Genomic DNA, 21527 nt, shown 5'->3' on the forward strand with positions numbered 1-21527 from the left:
TACATTCAAGGGAACTTTTATTGTGCTTTTGAACACTCGGCCACCAGGGATCAGCATGGATTCGACCGTCACACCCGACAAGAATAAAACCCCGACCCACCCCAAGCGCTCGCGCCGCACCCGCATCATCGGGATCCTCATCGCCATCGTCGCGATGGGCGGCCTGGGCTGGCTCGCCTGGCACCTCGTGCACCAGCAGCCGCAGGGCGCGCCCGGCGGCGCGGGCAGGCAGGGCGCGGGCGGACCAGGGGCGGGCCGCGGTGGTCCGGGCGGCGGGCGCGGCATGCCGGCAACGACGGTCGGCGTCGGCAAGGCCGAGCATGCCGACATCCCGATCGTGCTGGACGCCCTCGGCACAGTGACCCCGGCCGCCGTCGCGACCGTGCGGCCGCAGGTCGGTGGTGTGCTGCAGAAAATCCTGTTCACGGAAGGCCAGCTCGTCAAGCAGGGCCAGGTGCTGGCGACCATCGACCCGCGCCCGTCCCAGATGGCGCTGCTGCAGGCGACGGGCCAGCGCCAGCGCGACGAGGCCCAGCTCGAATCGGCCAAGGTCCTGCTGTCCCGCTACCAGACCCTGCTCCAGCAGGACTCGATCGCGCGCCAGGACGTCGACACGCAGGCGGCCCTCGTGAAACAGCTGCAGGGCGCCGTCACGACCGACAAGGCGGCCGAAGGCATCGCCCAGATCAACCTCGGCTACACGCAGGTGCGCGCGCCGATCGCCGGACGCGTGGGCCTGCGTACGGTGGACATCGGCAACCTGGTGGCCAGCAGCGATGCGAACGGCATCGCCGTCATCACCCAGCAATCGCCGATCGACGTCGAATTCGCCGTGCCGCAGGACCACCTGCCCGCGATCCAGGCGCGCATCAACGCGAACGCCACGCTGCCCGCGACGGCGCTGGACCGCACCCGCACGCGCGAGCTGGCGCAGGGCCGCTTCATGGCGCTGGACAACCAGGTCGACACCTCGACCGGCACCGTCAAGGCCAAGGCCCGCTTCGGCAACGAGGCCTCCAAGCTGTTCCCCAACCAGTTCGTGAACGTCCGCCTGCAGGTGAACGTCATCAAGAACGCGATCACGGTGCCGGTGACGGCATTGCGCCACGGCGCCAACGGCGACTACGTCTACGTGCTGGATCCGCAGACCCGCACGGTGAAGCTGACGAACGTGAAGCGGGGCGAGGAGGATGCCGAGCGCGTCGAGATCACGAGCGGCCTGAAAGGCGGCGAGACCGTCATCACGGAAGGCGCCGACCGCCTGAAGGATGGCGCGAAGGTGACGCTGCCGGGCGAGCATCCGGCGCGCGGTGCCGGTGCCGCTGGCGCGAAGCAGGGCCAGGGCCAGGGCGGCCAGCACCGCCGCCGCCAGCAGGAAGGGGCGGCGCAATGATGCAGTTTGCTGGAACCCGTGACTTGTGCACGTCGTTCCCGCGCAGGCGGGAACCCAAGTACTGCTCGCACCGCGTCGGCTCGAAAAACTTAGGCCCCGGCCTGCGCCGGGGCGACGGTCTCGCGTGTGACGGAGATGGTCGATGAGCCCATCCGCACCGTTCATCCGCCGCCCCGTCGCCACGTCGCTGCTGATGCTGGCGATCGTGCTGGCGGGCCTCGTCGGCTATAAATTCCTGCCGCTGTCCGCGCTGCCGCAGGTCGACTTCCCGACGATCCAGGTGCAGACGCTGTACCCGGGCGCGAGTCCGGAAGTGATGGCGCGCACCGTGACGGCGCCACTGGAACGCCAGTTCGGCCAGATGTCGGGCCTGGCGCGCATGAGTTCCAACAGCGCGGCCGGCGTCTCCGTGATCACCCTGCAGTTCACGCTTGGGCAGACGCTCGACGTGGCCGAGCAGGAAGTGCAGGCCGCGATCAATGCCGGCGGCTCGCTGCTGCCGACCGACCTGCCGGCGCCGCCCGTCTACGCCAAGGTCAACCCGGCCGACGCGCCCGTGCTGACGCTCGCCATCACGTCCGATTCGATGCCGCTGACGGAGGTGCAGAACCTCGTCAACACGCGTCTCGCGCTGAAGATCAGCCAGGTGACGGGCGTGGGCCTCGTCACCCTGCAGGGCGGCCAGCGTCCGGCCGTGCGCATCCAGGCCAACACCGAGGCGCTCGCCGCCAACGGCCTCGGTCTGGACACGCTGCGCACCGCGATCACGAACGCCAACGCCAACAGCGCCAAGGGCAGCTTCGACGGCCCGCTGCGCGCCTACACCATCAACGCCAACGACCAGCTGGTGACGGTGCCCGACTACACGAATTTGATCGTCGCGTACAAGAACGGCGCGCCCGTGCGCCTGGGCGACGTGGCGAAGGTCGTCGACAGCGCGGAAAACGTCAAGCTGGGCGCATGGGCGAACATGAAGCCGGCGATCATCCTGAACGTGCAGCGCCAGCCGGGCGCCAACGTGATCGCCACCGTGGACGCCATCAAGCAGCGCCTGCCCGAGCTGCAGGCCAGCCTGCCGCAGAGCATCCACATGGACGTGCTGTCGGACCGCACGAACGGCATCCGCGCTTCCGTCGAACACGTGCAGATCGAGCTCGTGCTGGCCGTCGTCCTCGTCGTGCTCGTGATCTTCGCGTTCCTGCACAGCATCCGCGCCACCGTGATCGCGAGCCTCGCGGTGCCGATCTCGCTCGTCGGCACGTTCGGCATCATGTACCTGCTCGGGTACAGCCTGAACAACCTGTCGCTGATGGCGCTGACGATCGCAACGGGCTTCGTCGTCGACGATGCCATCGTCATGATCGAGAACATCTCGCGCTACATCGAGGAAGGCGAGAAGCCGATGGACGCCGCGCTGAAGGGCGCCACGCAGATCGGCTTCACCATCATTTCGCTGACCGTGTCGCTGATCGCCGTGCTGATCCCGCTGCTGTTCATGGGCGACGTCGTGGGCCGGCTGTTCCGCGAATTCGCCGTGTCGCTCGCCATCACGATCCTGATCTCGGCCGTCGTGTCGCTGACGCTCGTGCCGATGATGTCGGCGCGCTGGCTAACGCAGCACGACAAGTCGCACAGGTCGGGCTTCGAGCGTCAGTTCCAGTCGTTCTTCGACTGGACCGTCGGCCACTACGACCGCGGCCTGAACTGGGTCCTCGCGCGCCAGGGCCTGACCCTGCTCGTCGCGTTGGGCACGCTCGTGCTGACGGCGATCCTGTGGACGTTCATCCCGAAAAGCCTGTTCCCCACGCAGGACACGGGCCAGCTGCAGGCGCGCGTGGAAGCGCGCCAGGCGATCTCGTACAGTTCGATGGCCGAGATGCAGCAGGCCGCCGCGCGCGAGATCCTGGCCGACCCGGACGTCGAATCGCTCGCGTCGACCGTGGGCGTGGATGCCGCCAACAACACGATGCTCCACACGGGCACCATGCTGATCAACCTGAAGGCGAAGCACGACGACCAGCAGGACGTCATGAACCGCCTGCGCCGCCGCGTGGCGCAGAACGTGGCCGGCGTCACGCTGTACCTGCAGCCGACCCAGGACCTCACCATCGACGCCGAGACGGGACCGACCCAGTACCGCCTGTCGATCGAGGGCGCGGACACGAAGACGGTGACGGAGTGGGCGAAGAAGATGGTCGACGCGATGGCGCGCCGCAAGGAGCTGGCGAACGTCGTCACGGACGCGGGCGCCACCGGCGCGGCCGCCTACGTCAACATCGATCGCGACAGCGCGTCGCGCCTGTCCGTGACGGCGTCGAACGTCGACGACGCGTTGTACAGCGCGTTCGGCCAGCGCATCGTGTCGACCATCTTCACGGAGACGAACCAGTACCGCGTGATCCTGGAAGCGCAGCAGGACGACAAGATGTCGCTCGACGCGCTGTCGGACCTGCAGCTGCGCACGGGCTCCGGTGCGCCGACGCCGCTGTCCGCGATCGCCTCCATCACGGAGCAGGCCGCGCCGCTGCAGATCACGCACGTGGCGCAATACCCGGCGACGACCATCGGTTTCGACACCGCGTCCGGCATCAAGCTGGGCACCGCCGTCGCCGCGATCAAGGAAGTCGCGCAGGAGATCGGCCTGCCGGGCTCCGTGACCATGACGTTCCTCGGCGCGTCCGGCGCGTACCAGGCGTCGCTGTCGAACCAGCTGTGGCTGATCCTCGCGGCCGTCGTCTGCGTGTACATCGTGCTGGGGGTGCTGTACGAGAGCTACATCCACCCGCTGACCATCCTGTCGACCCTGCCGTCGGCCGGCGTCGGCGCGCTGCTGGCGCTGGGGATCACGGGACAGGGCCTCGGCGTCATCGGCATCATCGGCATCATCCTCCTGATCGGCATCGTGAAGAAGAACGCGATCATGATGATCGACTTCGCCATCGAGGCCGAGCGCGACGAGGGCAAGGACCCGCGGACGGCGATCCACCAGGCCGCGATGCTGCGCTTCCGTCCGATCATCATGACGACGCTGGCGGCGCTGTTCGCCGCCATCCCGCTGATGCTCGGCTGGGGCGAGGGCGCCGAGCTGCGCCGGCCGCTGGGCCTCGCGATCTTCGGCGGCCTGATCGTCAGCCAGCTGCTCACGCTGTTCACGACGCCCGTCATCTACCTCGCGTTCGACCGCCTCGCGCGGCGCTGGAGCGGCGCGGAACCCGCCAAACCCGGCGGCGCGGTGAAACCCGGCGGAGCGGGCGCATGAGTCTCTCGCAGCCGTTCATCAAGCGGCCCATCGCGACGGTGCTGCTGACCATCGGCATCGCGCTGGCGGGCATCGGCGCGTTCTTCGTGCTCCCCGTGTCGCCGCTGCCGCAGGTCGACTTTCCGGCGATCTCCGTGTCGGCCAACCTGCCGGGCGGCAGTCCGGACACGATGGCGACGTCGGTCGCCACGCCGCTGGAACGGCGGCTGGGCGTGATCGCGGGCGTCAACGAGATGACGTCCAGCAGCGGCAACGGCTCCACCCGCATCAACCTGCAGTTCGACCTGACGCGCCAGATCGATTCCGCCGCGCGCGAAGTGCAGGCCGCGATCAACGCGGCGCGCGCCGACCTGCCGGCCACCCTGCGCAGCAATCCGACGTACCGCAAGGCCAATCCGTCCGACGCGCCCGTGATCATCCTGGCGCTGACGTCGAAGACGCGTTCGCCCGGCCAGATCTACGACGACGTGTCGAACGTCGTGCAGCAAAAGCTCGCGCAGGTAAAGGGCGTGGGCGACGTGGAGATCGGCGGCGGCTCGCTGCCGGCCGTGCGCGTCGACCTGAACCCGTACCAGCTGAACCAGTACGGCCTGTCGACCGAGGACGTGCGCGCCGCCATCCAGGCGACGAATGCCAACCGGCCGAAGGGCGCGCTGGAAGGGCAGGGCATGCGCCTGCAGATCTATTCGCAGGCGAACACGCCGACCAATGGCCGCACGGCGGCCGACTACAAGGGCCTCGTCGTCGCATGGCGCAACGGTTCCGCCATCCGCCTGCAGGACGTCGCCACGGTCTGGGACGGCGTCGAGAACATCAACACGCTGGGCCTGTTCAACGGCCAGCCCGCCGTGATCGTGCTGGTGACGAGCCAGCCGGGCGCCAACGTCATCGAGACCGTGGACGGCGTGCGCGCGCTGCTGCCGCAGCTGCAGGCCCAGTTGCCGCAGGACGTGCGCATGCAGGTCGCGTCGGACCGCACCAATTCCATCCGCGCGTCGCTGCACGAGATCGAGATGACGTTGATGATCTCGATCCTGCTCGTCGTGCTCGTGGTCTCCGTGTTCCTGCGCAGCGTGCGCGCGACCGTCGTGCCGGCCGTGGCGACCGTCGTCTCGCTGCTGGGCACCTTCGGCGTGATGTACCTGCTGGGCTTCTCCCTGAACAACCTGTCGCTGATGGCGCTCACGGTGGCGACGGGATTCGTCGTCGACGACGCCATCGTCGTGCTGGAAAACACGAGCCGCCACGTCGAGCAGGGCATGGACCGCATGAAGGCGGCGCTGCTGGGCGCGCAGGAAGTGGGCTTCACGGTGCTGTCCATCAGCCTGTCGCTCGTCGCCGTGTTCATCCCGCTGCTGTTCATGGGCGGCCAGGTGGGCCGGCTGTTCCGCGAATTCGCCGTCACGCTGTCGGCCGCCGTGATGATCTCGCTCGTGATCTCGCTGACGACGACGCCGATGCTGTGCGCGATGCTGCTGAAACCGGGCCAGGCGCTGCACGACCACGTGGGCCGCAAGCAGGGCCGCCTCGCGCGCTGGGCCGAGCGGGCCTTCGACGGCGTGCTGAAGTCGTACGAGCACGCGCTCGACTGGGCGCTCGACATGAAGCCGCTCGTGATGCTGATCCTCGTGTTCGTCGTCGGCCTGAACGTGTATCTGTTCTCGGCCGCGCCGAAAGGCTTTTTCCCGCAGCAGGACACGGGCCAGGTCAACGGCGGCCTGCGCGCGGACCAGAGCATCTCGTTCCAGGCCATGCAGGGCAAGCTGCGCCAGCTCGTGAACATCATCAAGAGCGATCCGGCCGTCGACACCGTCGTCGGCTTCACGGGCGGCTCGCGCGCGGGCGGCGGCTTCATGTTCCTGAATCTGAAACCCGTCGACGAACGCGCCAAGGGCGAGAGCGGCCAGGCCGTGATCGCGCGCCTGCGGCCGAAGCTCGCGCAGGTGACGGGCGTGCAGCTGTTCCTGAACCCCGTGCAGGACCTGCGCATGGGCGGGCGCCAGTCGAACTCCACGTACCAGTACACCTTGAAAAGCGACAACCGCGCCGACCTGAAAACGTGGGCGACGAAGCTGGCGGACGCGATGAAGGGGCAGAAGGCGCTGACCGACGTCGACACCGACCAGGCGGACAACGGCGTCGAGACCTATGTCGACATCGACAAGCAGACGGCCGCGCGCCTCGGCATCAGCGCGAAGGACATCGACAACGCGCTGTACGACGCGTTCGGCCAGCGCCAGGTCGCCAACATCTACGACGAGTTGAACCAGTACCACGTGATCATGGGCGTCGCGCAGCAGTATGCGCGCTCGCCGGCCGCGCTGGACGACGTGTATGTGCCGGCCAAGAACGCGCCCACGGCCGCCGCCGGCACGCCCGCCGCGCCCGCGAACCTGACGGCCGCGCGCGATCCGTCCGGCGGCGCGGCGCTGTCGTCGTCCGCCACCACGATGGTGCCGCTGTCCGCCATCGCCCACTTCGCGGAGCGCTCGACGCCGAGCTCAGTCAACCACCAGGACGGCGAGCTGGCGACGACGATCTCGTTCAACCTCGCGCAGGGTTTTTCGCTGTCGGAAGCGCAGCAGGCGGTCAAGCAGGCGGAGGCCGATATCGGCATGCCGACCAATGTGCGCGGCAGCTTCCAGGGCCAGGCCAAGCAGGCGCAGGAATCGAGCCAGCAGCAGCCGCTGCTGATCCTCGCCGCCATCGTCGTCATCTACATCGTCCTCGGCATCCTGTACGAAAGCCTGGTGCATCCGATCACGGTGCTGTCGACGTTGCCGTCGGCCGGCGTGGGCGCCGTGCTGGCGCTGCTGCTGTTCCACATGGAGTTTTCCATCATCGCGCTGATCGGCGTGTTCCTCCTGATCGGCATCGTGAAAAAGAATGCGATCCTGATCATCGACTTCGCGCTGGAAGCGGAGCGCGCGCGCGGCCTGTCGGCCACGGAGGCCGTACGCGAGGCGTGCCTGCTGCGCTTCCGCCCGATCCTGATGACGACCCTGGCGGCGGCGCTGGGCGCGCTGCCGCTGGCGATCGGCTTCGGCGAGGGCTCCGAGCTGCGCCAGCCGCTGGGCATCGCCATCATCGGCGGCCTGGTCGCGAGCCAGCTCCTGACGCTGCTGACCACACCCGTCGTCTACGTCTACCTCGACAAGCTCCGCCGCCGCAACGCGGACGAGCACCACCTGGTCCGCCATCCGCTCGAGGACCAGCCCACGACTTCCCAGCCATGAACCGAACCATGCGATTTACCACGACCATTCGTCCGCTGATCTCCGCGTTGCTCGCCGCCGCCGTGCTGTCCGGCTGCGCGCTCGCGCCCACGTACGAGCGCCCGGCGACGCCGCAGCCGGCCGCGTTCAAGGAGCTGCAAGACTCGGCGTCCGCCGGATGGGCGCCCGCCGCACCGGCAGATGCGCTCGACCGCGGTCCGTGGTGGACCCTGTTCAACGACCCCGTGCTCGATGGCCTCGCGCGCCAGGTCGAGGTCAGCAACCAGAACGTGGCGGCGGCCGTCGCCGCGTACAGCCAGGCGCGCGCGCTCGTCGCGCAGCAGCGCGCGGCGCTGTTCCCGACCGTGACGCTGACCGGCGGCGCGAACCGGAACGGCAACGGCGGTGGCAACGACAACAACAACGGCCGCACGTCGAACAGCTTCCGCCTGAACATCGGATCGAGCTGGGAGCCGGACGTGTGGGGGCGCCTGCGCGCGGGCATCTCCGCGGCGCAGGCCAATGCCCAGGCCAGCGCGGCCGACCTCGCGTCGGCACGCCTGTCCGCGCAGGGCGAACTGGCGGCCGACTATTTTTCGCTGCGCTCCGTCGACGCCCAGCGCGCGCTGCTGGCCACGACCATCGAAGGCTACCAGCGCGTGCTGAAGATCACGCAGAACCGCTTCGACGTGGGCATCGTGCCCCACTCGGACGTCTACCAGGCCCAGACCCAGCTCGCCAGCGCGCAGAGCGACGACCTCACGCTGGCCCGCCAGCGCGCGCAGCTGGAGCACGCGATCGCGGTCCTCGTCGGCAAGGCGCCGGCCGACTTCGCGCTGGCGCCGGCGCCGTGGACAGTGACGGTGCCGGACGTGCCGGTAGGCGTGCCGTCCACGCTGCTGGAGCGCCGGCCCGACATCGCCGCGTCCGAACGCGCGGTGGCCGCGGCCAACGCGCAGATCGGACTCGTGCGCGCCGCCTACTTCCCGCAGATCGGCCTCACGGCGTCGTATGGCCCGTCCGCCAGCGCCATCGGCGACCTGTTCAAGGCATCGAGCATGGCGTGGGCACTGGGCCTGTCGGCCACCGAGACGATCTTCAACGGCGGCGCCAACCGCGCGGCGGTGCAGGGCGCCGACGCCGCGCGCGAGCAGGCCGTCGCGCGCTATCGCCAGACGGTGCTGGATGCCTTCGCCGACGTCGAGGACCAGTTGAACGCCACGCGCGTGCTGGCGCAGCAGCAGGAGCTGCAGCGCCAGGCATCGGCGGCGGCGGACAAGGTCGAGGAGCAGGTGCTGAACCGCTACAAGGCCGGCCAGGTGAGTTATTCGGAAGTGGTGCAGGCCCAGGTGACGGCCCTGAACGCGCGCCGCGCGCTCGTGCAGACGCAGGGCAACCGGCAGACGACGGCCGTGGCGCTGATCCAGTCGCTGGGCGGTGGCTGGCACGCGGACCAGCTCACCGCGCAGGAGTAACACCATGCCCGCATGGAGCGCGCTGTACCTCGCCGGCGACGTCGCGCTGTCGGCCTGGATGCTGCGTCGGGACTTCCGCCGCCGCGGCCGCGCGGCCGTCGTCGCGACGGCCGAACTGCTGGGCAGCGTGAGCCTCGCGCTGCCGGCGCTCGCCTACCTCGACATGGATTTCGCGGCGCTGCTGAACAATGCGGCGCTGTGGTCGTTGTTCGCGCTCGGGATGGTGGCGCTGGCAAGCTTCGGCTGGCGCGACATCCGCGCGAGCCTGCATGATCCGCGCACGGCCTGGCTGCCGCCGCGCCGACGCTGGCTCATCACGGCGCTGGGCCCCGGCATGATGCTCGCAGCCGCGTTGCCGGAGGTATGGTGGGGCGGACTGGCTTTGGCCAAATAAACGGTGTTAACGCTGTTCTCGGCCCCACTTCTGGGCCAGCACCGCGCAGACCATCAGCTGGATCTGGTGGAACAGCATCACGGGCAGGATGACCATGCCCAGCGCGCTCGGCGCGAACAGCACCTTGGCCATCGGCACGCCGCTCGCGAGACTCTTTTTGGAGCCGCAGAACACGATGGTGATCTCGTCCTCGCGGCTGAAGCCCAGGCGCCGGCTCGTCCACGTGGCGAGGCCCAGCGCGATCGCCAGCATCACGCAGCTGATGACGACGAGCGCAACGAGCGATTTTCCCGACAGCTTGTGCCACAGGCCTTCGTTGACGGATTCGGAAAACGCCGTGTAGACGACCAGCAGGATCGAGCCCTGGTCGACGATCTTCAGCATCGGCTTGTGGCTGTCCACCCATTTGCCGATCCACGGACGCAGGACTTGCCCGGCCAGGAAAGGCAGCAGAAGCTGCTCGACGATGGTGATCACGGCGTCCAGCGACGAGCCGCCCGCCGCGCCCTGCACGATGAGGGTCGACACGAGCAGCGGCGTGACGAAGATGCCGACGAAATTCGACGCCGACGCGCTGCACACGGCCGCCGCCACGTTTCCGCGCGCCATCGACGTGAACGCGATCGACGACTGGACGGTGGAGGGCAGGGTGCACAGGAACAGGATGCCCACGTACAGCTCGGGCGTGACGACGTTGCCCGCCAGCGGCTTCAGGGCGAGACCCAGCAGCGGGAACATGACGAAGGTCGACGCGAGCACCAGCAGGTGCAGGCGCCAGTGCGTCATGCCGGCGACGATCGCTTCGCGCGACAGCTTCGCGCCGTGCAGGAAGAACAACAGGCCGATGGCGACGGTGGTGACCTTGCCGAGGACGACGGCCGTCTCGCCCGCGCACGGCAGCACGCTCGCGAGGGCGACGGTGCACAGCAGCAGGATGGTGAAGGTGTCGATCGACAGGCGGCGGAGGAGGGCGGAAACGGGTGCGAGGAGACTGGGCATGGTGATGGTCGGCGAGAAGCTCCGGACGGCGCCGGACCCGCCATTCTATCTGCATCTGCCGGCCTCCGCTCAAGCGCGTGATTCTTTGCGTGGCAAGCATTCCACGCCGTTGACCCGCCGCGCGCAGCCCGTCAATACTGATGTGCAAACCCGGGCGCGCACAGATTTGACAAACGGGACCGACGTCCCGACAAACCGACAAACAGGAGACAGACGATGCACATGTATATGCGCAGGACCGCGTTCGCCTCGACGTTATGCTTGCTGGCCGCAGGCTGCGGCGACGCCGGCAACACCGCCACCGCCGGCGCCACCCGGACGCTGGCGACCGTCGCCACGGCATCCGCGTTCGGCCTCACGCAGGATGCCAGTTTCTACACGATCGACACCGGCGCGGGCCTCGTCTTCAAGGTGCGGCGCCTCGACAACGGCGTCAGCACGCAGTCGGCCGGCGACCTCGCGTCGCTGGTCTACAACGGCGTCGAGTACCAGGACCAGGGCCGCGGCACGCAGGTCAATTCCGGCTTCGACTACCTGTACAAGGGCATCTCCGCGGTGGACGTGAACGCGGAGACGATCGGCAGCGACGTCGTCAAGGTGACCGTGCGGGCGGGCGGCCTCACGCACTACTACATCGCGCGCCGCGGCGAGGCGAAGATCTACATGGGGACGTATTTCACGAGCGAGCCCGATACGCTGAACCTCGCGCGCTTCATCGTGCGCGTGCCGATCGCACGGCTGCCCAACGGTCCGGCGCCGTCCGACCTGCGCGGCACCAGCGGGGCGATCGAAGCGAGCGACGTCTTCGGCATGCCGAACGGCGAAACGCGCTCCAAGCACTACTCCAACATGCGCCTGAAGGACTGGCAGTTCATCGGCGCGACGGGGACCGATGTCGGCCTGTGGATCGTCCGCGACGACAACGAGGGCAATTCGGGCGGCCCGTTCTACCGCAGCCTGCTGAACCAGGCCACGGCGACGAACCAGGAGATCACCTACATCATCAACTACGGCGAGGGCCAGACGGAGCCGCTGCGCACGAAGATCCTCAACACGTACACGATGGTGTTCAACGACGGTTCCGCACCGGCACCGGTGGACACGTCCTGGCTCGGCGCCCTCGGCCTCACGGGCTGGGTGGGACCGGAAGCACGCGGTGCGGTGAGCGGGGCCGCCATCACGGGCCGCGATCCGCGCTTCGCCTACACGGTCGGCTTCGCGAATGCGACGGCCCAGTACTGGACGGCGGCCGACGCCCCGGACGGCCATTTCGCCAGCACCGGCATGATCCCCGGGACCTATACGATGAAGGTCTACAAGAACGAGCTCGCGGTCGACACGCGCACGGTGACGGTCGGCGCAGGCGCCACGACGGACGCGGGCACCGTCGCCGTGACGGGCGATCCGGGCAGCGCGGCCGCGCTCTGGCGCATCGGCGAGTGGGACGGCACGCCGGCGGAATTCATCAACGGCGGCAAGGTCGCGACGATGCACCCGTCCGACGTGCGCATGGCGTCGTGGACGCCGGGCGATTACGTGGTCGGCACGTCGACCCCGGCGACCGGCTTCCCCGCGTATCAGTGGAAGGACGTGAACGGCACGCTGACCGTGCGCTTCAACCTGCGCGCGAGCCAGATCGTGCCGCTGCGGCTGCGCGTCGGCATCACGGACGCCTTCGCGGGCGGACGGCCCAAGGCGCAGGTGAACGGCTGGGTGTCGGCGAATCCGCCCGCATCCACGCAGCCGTCGTCGCGCACGCTGACGGTCGGCACCTACCGCGGCAACAACACGATGTATACGTTCGACATCCCCGCCACCGAACTGGTCGTGGGCCAGAACGTGCTGACGCTGACGGCGATCAGCGGCTCCAGCGGCATCCGCTTCCTGAGCCCCGGCTACAGCTACGACGCGCTCGACCTGATTCCCACGCCATGATGGAGACGACCATGCATGTCAAGAACCGCCTGCTGTGCGCAGCCGCGCTAACCCTGGTCGCGCAATGGGCCGGCGCCGCCGTGCTGCAGACCCTCGGTGCCGGCACGGCCGTCGGCACCGTCACCAACGCGGCGCACTTCGACCTGAACACGGCGCTCGCCAACGACTGGGTCGAGGACGGCCTGCTGTTCCACGCAAGCGGCTACGGCGCCAACAACGGCTGCGGCTATGCCGGCGTGGACTGCTACGACGCGGTGTCCGACCTGAGTCCCGCGTTCGACGGCAACTACCTCGCCACGTCCGGCACGAACGCGTACATCAGCGTGCGCCGCGCGGACGGCGCAGATATCTACCGGATCGAGTTCGCGGCCGGCAGCGGCTACCAGTCCCTGAACGGCTACTGGGCCACGTATGCGGATGGCCAGCGCACCGGCAGCGGCAACTTCAGCTCTCCGCGCGGCGCGATCCTGGGACTCGTCGACGGGAACGGCTTCGACGAGGTGCGCTACTTCGCCTTCTCGACCGCGAACCGGCAGGCGGGCTACAGCGCGCCCGCGCTGGACGAGGTGCGCGTCGGCCTGCCGGAACCGGCGTCGCCGGCGTTGTGCGCGGCCGCGCTGGCGGGGATGGCGGCGGCGCTGCGGCGACGCAAAAGTAAATACGCCTGATCGGTGGAATTACGGGATGTGGCGTCCGCGCGACGCCGTTATGGGGGCTGTACATACTCTCCCTGGGCGAATCGTGACAATTTTGTTTCCGAAACAAGACGGCTAGACGATATACTCGTGTTTGCTTTTTTTCGCGAGGTTTGTCTTGTTCAAATCCGTCGTCCTTCCCGTCGCCCTGCTGGGGGCGAGCGCCGGTGCGCTCGCCGACGAGGGCCAGTGGCAGCCGCACCAGCTGCCGCAGCTGAAATCCGAGCTGAAACGCATCGGCATCACGATTCCGGCCGAGCGGCTCGCCGACCTGTCGAAACACCCGATGAGCGCCATCGTGGCGACGCCGGGCTGCTCGGCGTCGTTCGTGTCGCCGGACGGTCTCGTCGTCACGAACCACCACTGCGGCTACGGCGCGATCCAGCGCAACTCGACCCCGGATCACAATTACATCGCCAACGGCTTCCTCGCGAAGACGCGCGCGGAAGAATTGCCGGGCGGTCCGAACACGGTCGTCTACGTGACGGAGAAGGTCGAGAACGTGACGGATCGCGTCCTGAAGGGCCTCGGTGCCGGCATGTCGGGCAAGGAGCGCCACGAGCAGGTCGGGGCGCGCATCAAGGCGCTGATCGCGGAGTGCGAGAGCGACAAGGCCTACCGCTGCGCGGTCCCGGCGTTCAACCGCGGCGGCGAGTACTACCGCATCAAGCAGCTGCTGATCCGCGACGTGCGCCTCGTCTACGCGCCTGCGAACAGCGTGGGCGACTTCGGCGGCGACATCGACAACTACGAGTTCCCGCGCCACGTCGGCGACTTCTCCTTCCTGCGCGCGTACGTCGGCAAGGATGGCCGCCCGGCCGATCCGTCGCCGGACAACGTGCCGTACAAATCGAAGAGCTTCCTCGTCGTCTCGGCCGAAGGCCTGAAGGCAGGCGACCCGATCCTGCTGGCCGGCTACCCGGGCCGCACGAGCCGCTACAAGCTGCCGGCCGAGATCCGCTTCGCGCGCGACGTCGACTATCCGGCCAAGGTGGCATCGATCACGGCCGACCTGTCGGTCATCGCGGCCGCCACGATGGGCAACCCGGACTACACCGTCCGCTACGCGAGCGTGGCGAAGAGCCTGAACAACGTGCTGAAAAAGACGCGCGGCCTGCTGGACGGCTTCGCGCGCAAGGACATCGCTTCGATCAAGGATGCGCAGGACGCCGAATTCCGCACGTGGTACAAGCAACACGGCACTGGACCGAAGAATTTGCTGGCCGACCTCGACGCCGCCATCGCCGCCGACATGGCGACGACGCAGCAGGAGACCGCATGGCTCGAGGCGACGCACAGCGACCTGCTGAAGAGCGCGCGCACCCTGTACCGCCTGGCGCTGGAACACCAGAGGCCGGACGCGCAGCGCGAAACGGGCTTCCAGGACCGCGACGTCTCGTTCATCAAGGCGCGCCTGGCCCGCCTCGAGCAATCGTTCGTGCCCAGCGTCGACCAGGCCCGCTGGCAGTCCGCGCTGGTCCGCTACGGCAAGATCGACACGAAGGTGCGGCCGCACGGGCTGGACGGGCTGCTGCCCGCGCAGAACGGGCTGGCCCCGCTGTACAAGGGCACGGAGCTGGGCGACACGGCGAAGCGCCTGGCCTGGATCGGCAAGGACGCGGACGCGTTCCGCAAATCGAACGACCCGTTCATCCAGCTGGCCGTGCACCTGCACGACGTCGGCCTCGCGCTGGAAGAGCACCGCAAGGAAGTCGACGGCAACCTGGAACGCGTCGTCCCGCTGTACATGGACGCCGTCGTGGCCTGGAAGAAGTCGCAGGGCAAGCCGGTCTACCCGGACGCCAACGGCACCTTGCGCGTGACCTACGGCACCGTGGCGCCGTACAGCCCGCGCGACGGCATCGTCAAGGGACCGTTCACCACCGTCGAAGGCATCCTCGAAAAGCAGACGGGCAAGGCGCCGTTCGACGCGCCGAATGCGCTGCTGCAGGCGATCCGCGACAAGCGCTACGGCCAGTTCCGGGATCCGGCGCTGGGCACGGTGCCGGTGAATTTCCTGTCGAGCGCCGACACGACGGGCGGCAATTCCGGTTCCGCCGTGATGAACAAGCGCGGAGAACTGGTCGGCCTGAACTTCGATTCGACCTACGAGTCGATCACGAAGGACTGGTACTTCGATCCGGTGATCACGCGCGCGATCCACGTCGACATCCGCTACATGCTGTGGGTGATGAAGGAGGTCGACCATGCGGACAACCTGCTGAAGGAAATGACGATCAAGTACCCGAAGGGGTAATGCGTCACGGCGCCGGGAACCAGATGTCGAACCGCGTCTCTCCCGGCGCCCCCGGTGCCAGCGAATACGTGCACCCGTGCCGCTGCAGCACCTCGCGCACGAACATCAACCCGATCCCCTGGCCGCCCTTTCTCGTCGTGAAGAACGGCGTGAACAGCGGCCGCGCCGGTCCGCTGGCCAGCAGGTTGCCCGAGTCGACGACCGACAGCCGCACGCGCCGGCCTTCGTCCGCCAGTTCCAGCCTGATCGCGCCGCTCGATTGACCGGCCGCCTCGATCGCTTCCATCGCATTCTTGACGATGTTCATGAGGGCCTGCTCGATCAGCTGCGCATCCAGCGCGAGCGGCGCGACGGCATCGCAGCGGTGCCAGCCCAGCGCGATGCCGCGGCTGCTGCATTGTTCGCGGTTCAGCCACAGGATGTCGTCGACGACGGCTTTCAGATCCGTCGGGCGCGGTTCCGGCGGCGGCATCTTGACGACCTTCGTGAAGCGGTCGATGAATTCGCCGAGGCTTGCATTGCGGCGCTTGACGGCGACGATGGCCGTCGCGAAGTCGCCCGCGTCCCGTTCGTGCAGCTGGTCGCGGTAGTACAGCAGCGAGTCGAGCACGGAGCCCGTCGCGGCCACCGTGTTGTTGACTTCATGCGCCAGCACGCGGATCAGGCGTGCGTACGTGGCCCGCTCCGAGTCTTCCAGTTCCGCCGTCAGTTCCTCGACCATGATGAAGTGGCGCGCGAAGCCGCGGTCGTAGAACTGGCCGCGCTGGGCGCGGTAGCGGCGGCCGTCCGGGTCCGTCAGCAGGCGCGATTCGCCCAGCGGCAGGGCGTCCAGCTGCGCGGCGAGCTGGCGGCTCCGCGCGTGTCCGCGCGCGTCGAGGTGTCGCGCGAATCCGGCAGCGCCGTCGGCCCAGGCGGACAAGCGCTTGCCCTCGGGCCGGTCCAGGCCGAGCAGTTCGCCCGCGCTCGCGTTCACGAGGCTGATCGCGCCGTCGAAGTCGAACACGAGGACGGCGACCGGCGTCGCTTCCAGCAGGCGGTCGAGGAAGCCCTGCTGCTCGCCGATCGCAAGCCGTTCGCGGTGCAGCGCGGCCAGCATCGTGTTGAACGTGTCCACGAGGTCGTCCAGCTCGCGCGACGCGGGCGCGGCCAGGCGGTTGGCGTAGTGCTGGTCCTGCAGCAGCTCATGGAAGCGGCGCGTGTAGCCGAGCGGTTCCAGCGCCTGGCGCACGAGCCGCCAGCCCAGGCCCAGGCTCGCGAGCAGCAGCCCTTCCGCGCCGACGAACAGCAACGGCCGCGCGGGCAGCAGCAGGGCGGCGCAGCCGAACAGCGGCACGTGCAGCGCGAGGATGTACGTGCCGAGGCGCGGGCGCAGCCGCATCATGCGGCGCCGTCCGCGCCGGCGAGGCCGTGGCGTTCCAGCCTGCGGTACAGCGCCGTGCGCGACAGGCCCAGGGCCTTCGCCACGCGCGAGATGTTGCCCGCGTGCTGGCGCAGCGCCTGTTCGATCATCAGGCGTTCGACCTGGTCCAGCGTCATGCCGTCAACGCCGAGCCGGCCGCCGGACACGCCTTCGTCGACGGCGCTCGTCGCGAGGAAGTCGGCCTGCGTGAGCACGTCCTTGCCGGCCAGGAGGAGGGTGCGTTCCAGCGTCTGCTTCAGCTGGCGGATGTTGCCGGGCCACGGCTGCGCCGCGAGCCAGTCCAGCGCCTGCGGGGCGAGGGCGACGGCTCGCAGGCCATAGCTGTCGGCCACATGCTCCACGATATGGCGCGCCAGCAGCGGGATGTCGCTGCGCCGTTCGCGCAGCGGCGGCAGGCGGATCGTGATCAGGTTCAGGCGATAGAACAAGTCTTCGCGGAAGTCGCCGGCGGCGACGAGCTCCGCCAGTTCACGGTTGGTGGCCGAGATCACGCGTACGTCGGCCTGCTCCGCGCGGCTCGCGCCGACGGGCTGGTAGCGCTGGTCCTGCAGCACGCGCAGCAGTTTCACCTGGTCGCCGCGGTTCAGTTCTCCGATCTCGTCGAGGAACAGCGTGCCGCCGTCGGCGCTGGCGATATGGCCCTTGCGGTTGTCGCGCGCATCCGTGAACGCGCCGCGCACGTGGCCGAACATCTCGCTTTCGAACAGCGACGTCGTGATGGCGCCCATGTTGATCTTGACGATAGGCGCCGCCCGGCGCGGACTGTTGCGGTGGATGGCGTCGGCGATCAACTCCTTGCCGGTGCCGCTCTCGCCGAGGATCAGCACCGGGGCGCGCGTGGCCGCGACCTGCGCGATCGTCTCCAGCACTTTCAGCAGCTTCGGGTGCGCGCCGACGATGGCAGTGAAGTCATACCTGGCATCGAGCGCGGCGCGCGTGCGGCTGCTTGCTGCCGGCGGCGTGCCGAGATCGAGCGTCGCTTCGATCAGGTCGACCAGTTGGGCGTTGTCCCAGGGCTTGGTGAAAAAGTTCGCGGCGCCCGCCTTCACGCCGCGCACGGCCAGCGCGATCGAGCCCCACGCCGTCATCAACAGCACGGGCAGCGCCGGATGCGCCGCCTTGACGCGCGCGAGCAGGTCGAGGCCCTCCTCGCCGCTCGTCTGCAGCGAGAAATTCATGTCCTGTAAGACGAGGTCGAACGGCGTTGCGTCGAGTTGCGCCAGCGCCTCGCGCGGCCCGTCCGCGCATGCCGCGTCGAAGCCGGCCTGCTTGAGGAGCAGGGCCAGCGAGACCTGGACGGCGTGGTCGTCGTCGACGACCAGTACGCGTCGCCTGCGTTGTGGTTCCATGTCAGCCTTTTATTCGTAGTGCAGTGCCGCGGCCGGATCGAGGCGGCTCGCGCGCCAGCCGGGGTAGAGCGAGCACGCCAAGGATAGCAGATAGATAACGGCCATCGACAGCCCCACGGCGCCGGCGAACACGGACCAGTTCAAGGTGTCGCCCAGCGCGCCGGTGAGCGGCAGCTGCACGAGCAGCACGAGGCCCACGCCCATCGCCAGGGACCCGATGAGCAGCTGTTCGAGGACGATCTGGCGGTAGATGTCGGCGGCGCGCGCGCCGATCGCGCGGCGCAGGCCGATCTCGGGGATCCGGCGCGTCGTGTTCTGCCACAGCACGCCGAACAGGCCGAAGGCGACCATGACGAGCATGAACGACGCGATCACGCCCGCCACGGCCAGCGGAATGAGCTGCTCCTTCAGCAGCGAAGCGCGCAGCGATTGCAGCGGCGCGATCTGGTAGCCCCAATCGTTGCGGACCGCCTTGAGCCGCTCGTTCAGCTTCGCCTCGAAGCCGCGCGGCGTGCCGGGCGCGACGCGCAGCAGGATCGTGCGCACGCGCGATTCCGTCGTGTGCGGCGTGAACCGCATGAGGACGAAGTTCGTCGGCACCATCAGCGGGCCCTGGTTGCGGAACGTGTCCACGATGCCGATCACGCGGAAGGTGCGCGTGACGCCGTAGTCGGTACTCGTGTAGCGCTGGCCCAGCGCCGGCCGGCCCGGGAACATGTCGGCGGCCACACGCCGGTTCACGACCGCGGGCCGCGCGTCCTGGCCGTCGTCGGCGGCGCCGAACCAGCGGCCGGCCACGAGCCGCATGCCGAGCACCTCCGGCAGGTCGTCGCCCGCTTCGATGGTATTGGTCTGCACGGCGGCGCCGGTCTGCGGCGATGCGAACGTCGTGGTCCACGTCGAGCGGGTGTACGGCGCATAGCTGGCAAAGGTCACGGCGCGCACTTCCGGCAGTTCCAGCAGGCTGCGGCGCATGGTGTCGTAGACGTCCGGCGCGATGGACTTGGGCGGTGCCTCGCCCATCTGCATCTGCACGGACCACGTGTCGGTGCCGTCGAAGCCGACCGGCTGGCGGTACAGCTGCCAGTAGCGCAGCCCGAACGCGGCGATGCCGAACACGATGACGAAGGCGAGCAGGATCTCGAGGCTCAGCATGAGGTTCCTGGACTTGCGCTTCCAGGTCAGTCGCAACAGGTGGCGCAGCATCACGCGGCTCCTTTCAGGGCATGGACGGGATCGAGGCGCGACATCTTCCACGCGGGGATCGCGCCGGACAGCAGGCCGAACACGAAGGCGAGCAGCATGCCGCAGCCGAACACGGTCGGGTTGATGTGGACTTCCAGGTACGGGATCAGCTGCGATGCTTCGAGCCACCACAGCACACCCTGGGCGCAGGCCAGGCCGAGCAGGCCGCCGGCGAGGCACAGCAGCACGTTCTCGACGACGAGCTGGCCCGCGAGCTGCAGGCTGGTGGCGCCGAACGCCTTGCGCACGCCGATCTCCGCGCTGCGTTCCATGATGCGGCCCATGTTCAGGTTGACGAGGTTCAGCGCGGGCAGCAGCATGAACACGAGCATGCCGCCCGCGATCATCGCCAGGAGCCGGTTGCCGCCGGAATCGACATGGCTCTCCCGGCCCTGCAATGCGCGGGCGACGACGTCGAGCTTCGTATCGGCCCAGAACGTCGTCTTGCCGAAGATCTGGTCGCCGACCGGCTGGATGGTCTTCGCAACCCGTTCGACGTCGGCGCGGACGCGCGGCAGGTCGGCGGGCGAGCGCGCCAGCAGCAGCGCGGCGAACATGCCCGTGTATTCGTCGCGGTAGTTCGACGACGGGAACGTGGACAGGGGCGCCCAGATGTCCGCGTACGCGTTGATGTGGATGACGTCCGCGACGACGCCGATGATCTCGAACGCCTGGCCGTTCACGCTGATCCGTTGGCCGACCGCGGCGGCCCCGGGGAACAGCTGGCGCGCCGTCGTCGCGTTGACGACGGCCACCATGCGGCCCAGGCGGTCGTCGTCCTCGTCCGGCAGGCGGCCGGCCAGCAGCTTGAATTGCATGATCTTCCAGTAGTTCGCGTCGACGCGGCGCATGTCGAGCCGGCTCACGCGGTCGCCCTGGTAGACCGAGACCTCGCTCGTCGTCGTGATGGCGGAGACGCGCTCCACGCTCGTCAACGGCATGAGGTAGCGCGAGATCGTCTTGTAGCCCAGCAGGCCGGTGCGCAGGCCGGTGGGCAGGCCCTTGTCGTTGACGCTCTCGCTGCGCATGCCGTACACCTGCAGCAGGCGGTCGCTCCGCCCTTCCACGCCGGTCGGCCAGAATGCCGTGTCGAGCAGGGCGCTGATCACCATCAGCACGACGAGCGTGAGCACGATGCACGCGAGGTTGATGGCCGTGAACAGCTTGCGGCGCATGAAGACCTTGTAGGCGGTCAGCAGGTAGTTACGCAGCATGGAGATGCTCCGGCTGGACGAGCTGGCCGTCGAACACGCGCACGATGCGGCCGACCTGCGACGCCTCGCGCTCGTCGTGCGTGACCATCACGATGGTCGTGCCTTCCGCGTTCAGTGTCAGCAGGATGTCCATGATCTCGGCGCCCATCCGGCTGTCCAGGTTCCCCGTCGGCTCGTCCGCGAGCAGCACGTGCGGCTGGCCGACGATGGCGCGCGCGATCGCCACGCGCTGCTGCTGGCCGCCGGACAGCTGGTTCGGGTAGTGGTCCATGCGCGCGGACAGGCCCACGCGGGCCAGCGCCTCGCGCGCGAGCCGGCGCCGCTCGCCGCCGGACACGCTGCGGTAGAGCAGGGGCAGTTCCACGTTGTCGATCACGCGCAGGTCCTGGATCAGGTGGAAGCTTTGGAAGATGAAGCCGAACGTCTGGTTGCGCAGCTTCGCGAGCTGGCGGTCGGCGTAGCGCTTGATCGGAATGCCGTCCACGTCGATCGCGCCCTGGCTGGGCCGGTCGAGCAGGCCGATGAGGTTCAGCAGGGTGCTCTTGCCGCAGCCGCTGGGGCCCATCAGCGCGACGAATTCGCCGCGCTCGACGACGAGGTCGATATCTTTCAGGGCCAGCGTTTCCACCTTGTCGGTGCGGTAGGTCTTGCTGACCTGGGTCAGTCTGATCATGGTG

14 protein-coding genes are annotated in these 21527 nt (G+C 68.5%); 8 read left to right on the plus strand and 6 right to left on the minus strand.

All coding sequences use genetic code 11. The features are described 5' to 3' along the window. The first annotated feature begins 55 nt into the window (after window positions 1–55). From ASD28_RS29705 to ASD28_RS29725, 5 genes are all read left to right on the plus strand, one after another. The gene (locus tag ASD28_RS29705) at window positions 56–1393 is read left to right on the plus strand and encodes an efflux RND transporter periplasmic adaptor subunit (protein WP_056137122.1); all 1338 of its coding nucleotides are present in this window, start codon (window positions 56–58) and stop codon (window positions 1391–1393) included. Window positions 1394–1535: 142 nt separating this feature from the next. Further along, on the plus strand, window positions 1536–4652 hold the full coding sequence (locus tag ASD28_RS29710; RefSeq protein ID WP_056137124.1) for an efflux RND transporter permease subunit: 3117 nt from the start codon (window positions 1536–1538) through the stop codon (window positions 4650–4652). After that, window positions 4649–7888, plus strand: a complete 3240-nt coding sequence (locus ASD28_RS29715) for an efflux RND transporter permease subunit (protein WP_056137126.1) — start codon at window positions 4649–4651, stop codon at window positions 7886–7888. The genes ASD28_RS29710 and ASD28_RS29715 overlap by 4 nt, the downstream gene beginning before the upstream one ends. An 8-nt stretch (window positions 7889–7896) precedes the next feature. Further along, window positions 7897–9342: an efflux transporter outer membrane subunit gene (locus ASD28_RS29720; protein ID WP_229412437.1), complete on the plus strand. Its 1446-nt coding sequence runs from the start codon at window positions 7897–7899 to the stop codon at window positions 9340–9342. Between the two features lie 4 nt (window positions 9343–9346). Further along, window positions 9347–9736 (plus strand): hypothetical protein, encoded by a 390-nt coding sequence (locus tag ASD28_RS29725; RefSeq protein WP_056137131.1) that lies wholly within the window; start codon window positions 9347–9349, stop codon window positions 9734–9736. Between the two features lie 6 nt (window positions 9737–9742). Here ASD28_RS29725 and ASD28_RS29730 read toward each other — a convergent pair whose 3' ends face one another. Beyond that, a complete protein-coding gene (locus ASD28_RS29730) occupies window positions 9743–10735 on the minus strand; it encodes a bile acid:sodium symporter family protein (protein WP_056137133.1) in 993 nt (330 codons plus the stop codon). Between the two features lie 216 nt (window positions 10736–10951). On the opposite strand from ASD28_RS29730, the gene ASD28_RS29735 reads away from it, so the two are divergent. The 3 genes from ASD28_RS29735 (at window position 10952) to ASD28_RS29745 (ending at window position 15622) form a co-directional block, all read left to right on the plus strand. Further along, a complete protein-coding gene (locus tag ASD28_RS29735; protein WP_082579213.1) occupies window positions 10952–12670 on the plus strand; it encodes a rhamnogalacturonan lyase B N-terminal domain-containing protein in 1719 nt (572 codons plus the stop codon). A gap of 11 nt (window positions 12671–12681) precedes the next feature. Beyond that, window positions 12682–13338, plus strand: coding sequence for a hypothetical protein (locus ASD28_RS29740; RefSeq protein WP_056137135.1), 657 nt, complete (start codon window positions 12682–12684; stop codon window positions 13336–13338). A gap of 145 nt (window positions 13339–13483) precedes the next feature. After that, on the plus strand, window positions 13484–15622 hold the full coding sequence (locus ASD28_RS29745; protein ID WP_056137137.1) for a S46 family peptidase: 2139 nt from the start codon (window positions 13484–13486) through the stop codon (window positions 15620–15622). Window positions 15623–15626: 4 nt separating this feature from the next. Here ASD28_RS29745 and ASD28_RS29750 read toward each other — a convergent pair whose 3' ends face one another. The 5 genes from ASD28_RS29750 to ASD28_RS29770 are packed head-to-tail and all read right to left on the minus strand — an operon-like array spanning window position 15627 to window position 21523. Next, window positions 15627–17003, minus strand: coding sequence for a PAS domain-containing sensor histidine kinase (locus ASD28_RS29750; RefSeq protein WP_229412321.1), 1377 nt, complete (start codon window positions 17001–17003; stop codon window positions 15627–15629). Continuing rightward, a complete protein-coding gene (locus tag ASD28_RS29755) occupies window positions 17000–18391 on the minus strand; it encodes a sigma-54 dependent transcriptional regulator (protein WP_056137139.1) in 1392 nt (463 codons plus the stop codon). The genes ASD28_RS29750 and ASD28_RS29755 overlap by 4 nt, the downstream gene beginning before the upstream one ends. Window positions 18392–18400: 9 nt before the next feature. Further along, window positions 18401–19597 (minus strand): ABC transporter permease, encoded by a 1197-nt coding sequence (locus tag ASD28_RS29760; protein ID WP_056137141.1) that lies wholly within the window; start codon window positions 19595–19597, stop codon window positions 18401–18403. Next, a complete protein-coding gene (locus ASD28_RS29765) occupies window positions 19597–20850 on the minus strand; it encodes an ABC transporter permease (protein ID WP_056137145.1) in 1254 nt (417 codons plus the stop codon). Before ASD28_RS29765 ends, ASD28_RS29760 begins: the two co-directional genes overlap by 1 nt. After that, complete coding sequence (locus ASD28_RS29770) at window positions 20840–21523, minus strand: ABC transporter ATP-binding protein (RefSeq protein WP_056137148.1); 684 nt, start codon at window positions 21521–21523, stop codon at window positions 20840–20842. The genes ASD28_RS29765 and ASD28_RS29770 overlap by 11 nt, the downstream gene beginning before the upstream one ends. Between the last annotated feature and the right edge of the window lie 4 nt (window positions 21524–21527).

This window comes from Massilia sp. Root133 (assembly GCF_001426525.1).
GTDB lineage: Bacteria > Pseudomonadota > Gammaproteobacteria > Burkholderiales > Burkholderiaceae_D > Telluria > Telluria orientalis.

Coding starts and splice junctions, on each gene's coding strand:
- ASD28_RS29760 (WP_056137141.1), bottom strand. CDS start 19,597: ATGCTGCGCCACCTGTTGCGACTGACCTGGAAGCGCAAGTCCAGGAAC.
- ASD28_RS29715 (WP_056137126.1), top strand. CDS start 4,649: ATGAGTCTCTCGCAGCCGTTCATCAAGCGGCCCATCGCGACGGTGCTG.
- ASD28_RS29765 (WP_056137145.1), bottom strand. CDS start 20,850: ATGCTGCGTAACTACCTGCTGACCGCCTACAAGGTCTTCATGCGCCGC.
- ASD28_RS29720 (WP_229412437.1), top strand. CDS start 7,897: ATGCGATTTACCACGACCATTCGTCCGCTGATCTCCGCGTTGCTCGCC.
- ASD28_RS29725 (WP_056137131.1), top strand. CDS start 9,347: ATGCCCGCATGGAGCGCGCTGTACCTCGCCGGCGACGTCGCGCTGTCG.
- ASD28_RS29755 (WP_056137139.1), bottom strand. CDS start 18,391: ATGGAACCACAACGCAGGCGACGCGTACTGGTCGTCGACGACGACCAC.
- ASD28_RS29750 (WP_229412321.1), bottom strand. CDS start 17,003: ATGATGCGGCTGCGCCCGCGCCTCGGCACGTACATCCTCGCGCTGCAC.
- ASD28_RS29735 (WP_082579213.1), top strand. CDS start 10,952: ATGCACATGTATATGCGCAGGACCGCGTTCGCCTCGACGTTATGCTTG.
- ASD28_RS29730 (WP_056137133.1), bottom strand. CDS start 10,735: ATGCCCAGTCTCCTCGCACCCGTTTCCGCCCTCCTCCGCCGCCTGTCG.
- ASD28_RS29705 (WP_056137122.1), top strand. CDS start 56: ATGGATTCGACCGTCACACCCGACAAGAATAAAACCCCGACCCACCCC.
- ASD28_RS29770 (WP_056137148.1), bottom strand. CDS start 21,523: ATGATCAGACTGACCCAGGTCAGCAAGACCTACCGCACCGACAAGGTG.
- ASD28_RS29710 (WP_056137124.1), top strand. CDS start 1,536: ATGAGCCCATCCGCACCGTTCATCCGCCGCCCCGTCGCCACGTCGCTG.
- ASD28_RS29740 (WP_056137135.1), top strand. CDS start 12,682: ATGCATGTCAAGAACCGCCTGCTGTGCGCAGCCGCGCTAACCCTGGTC.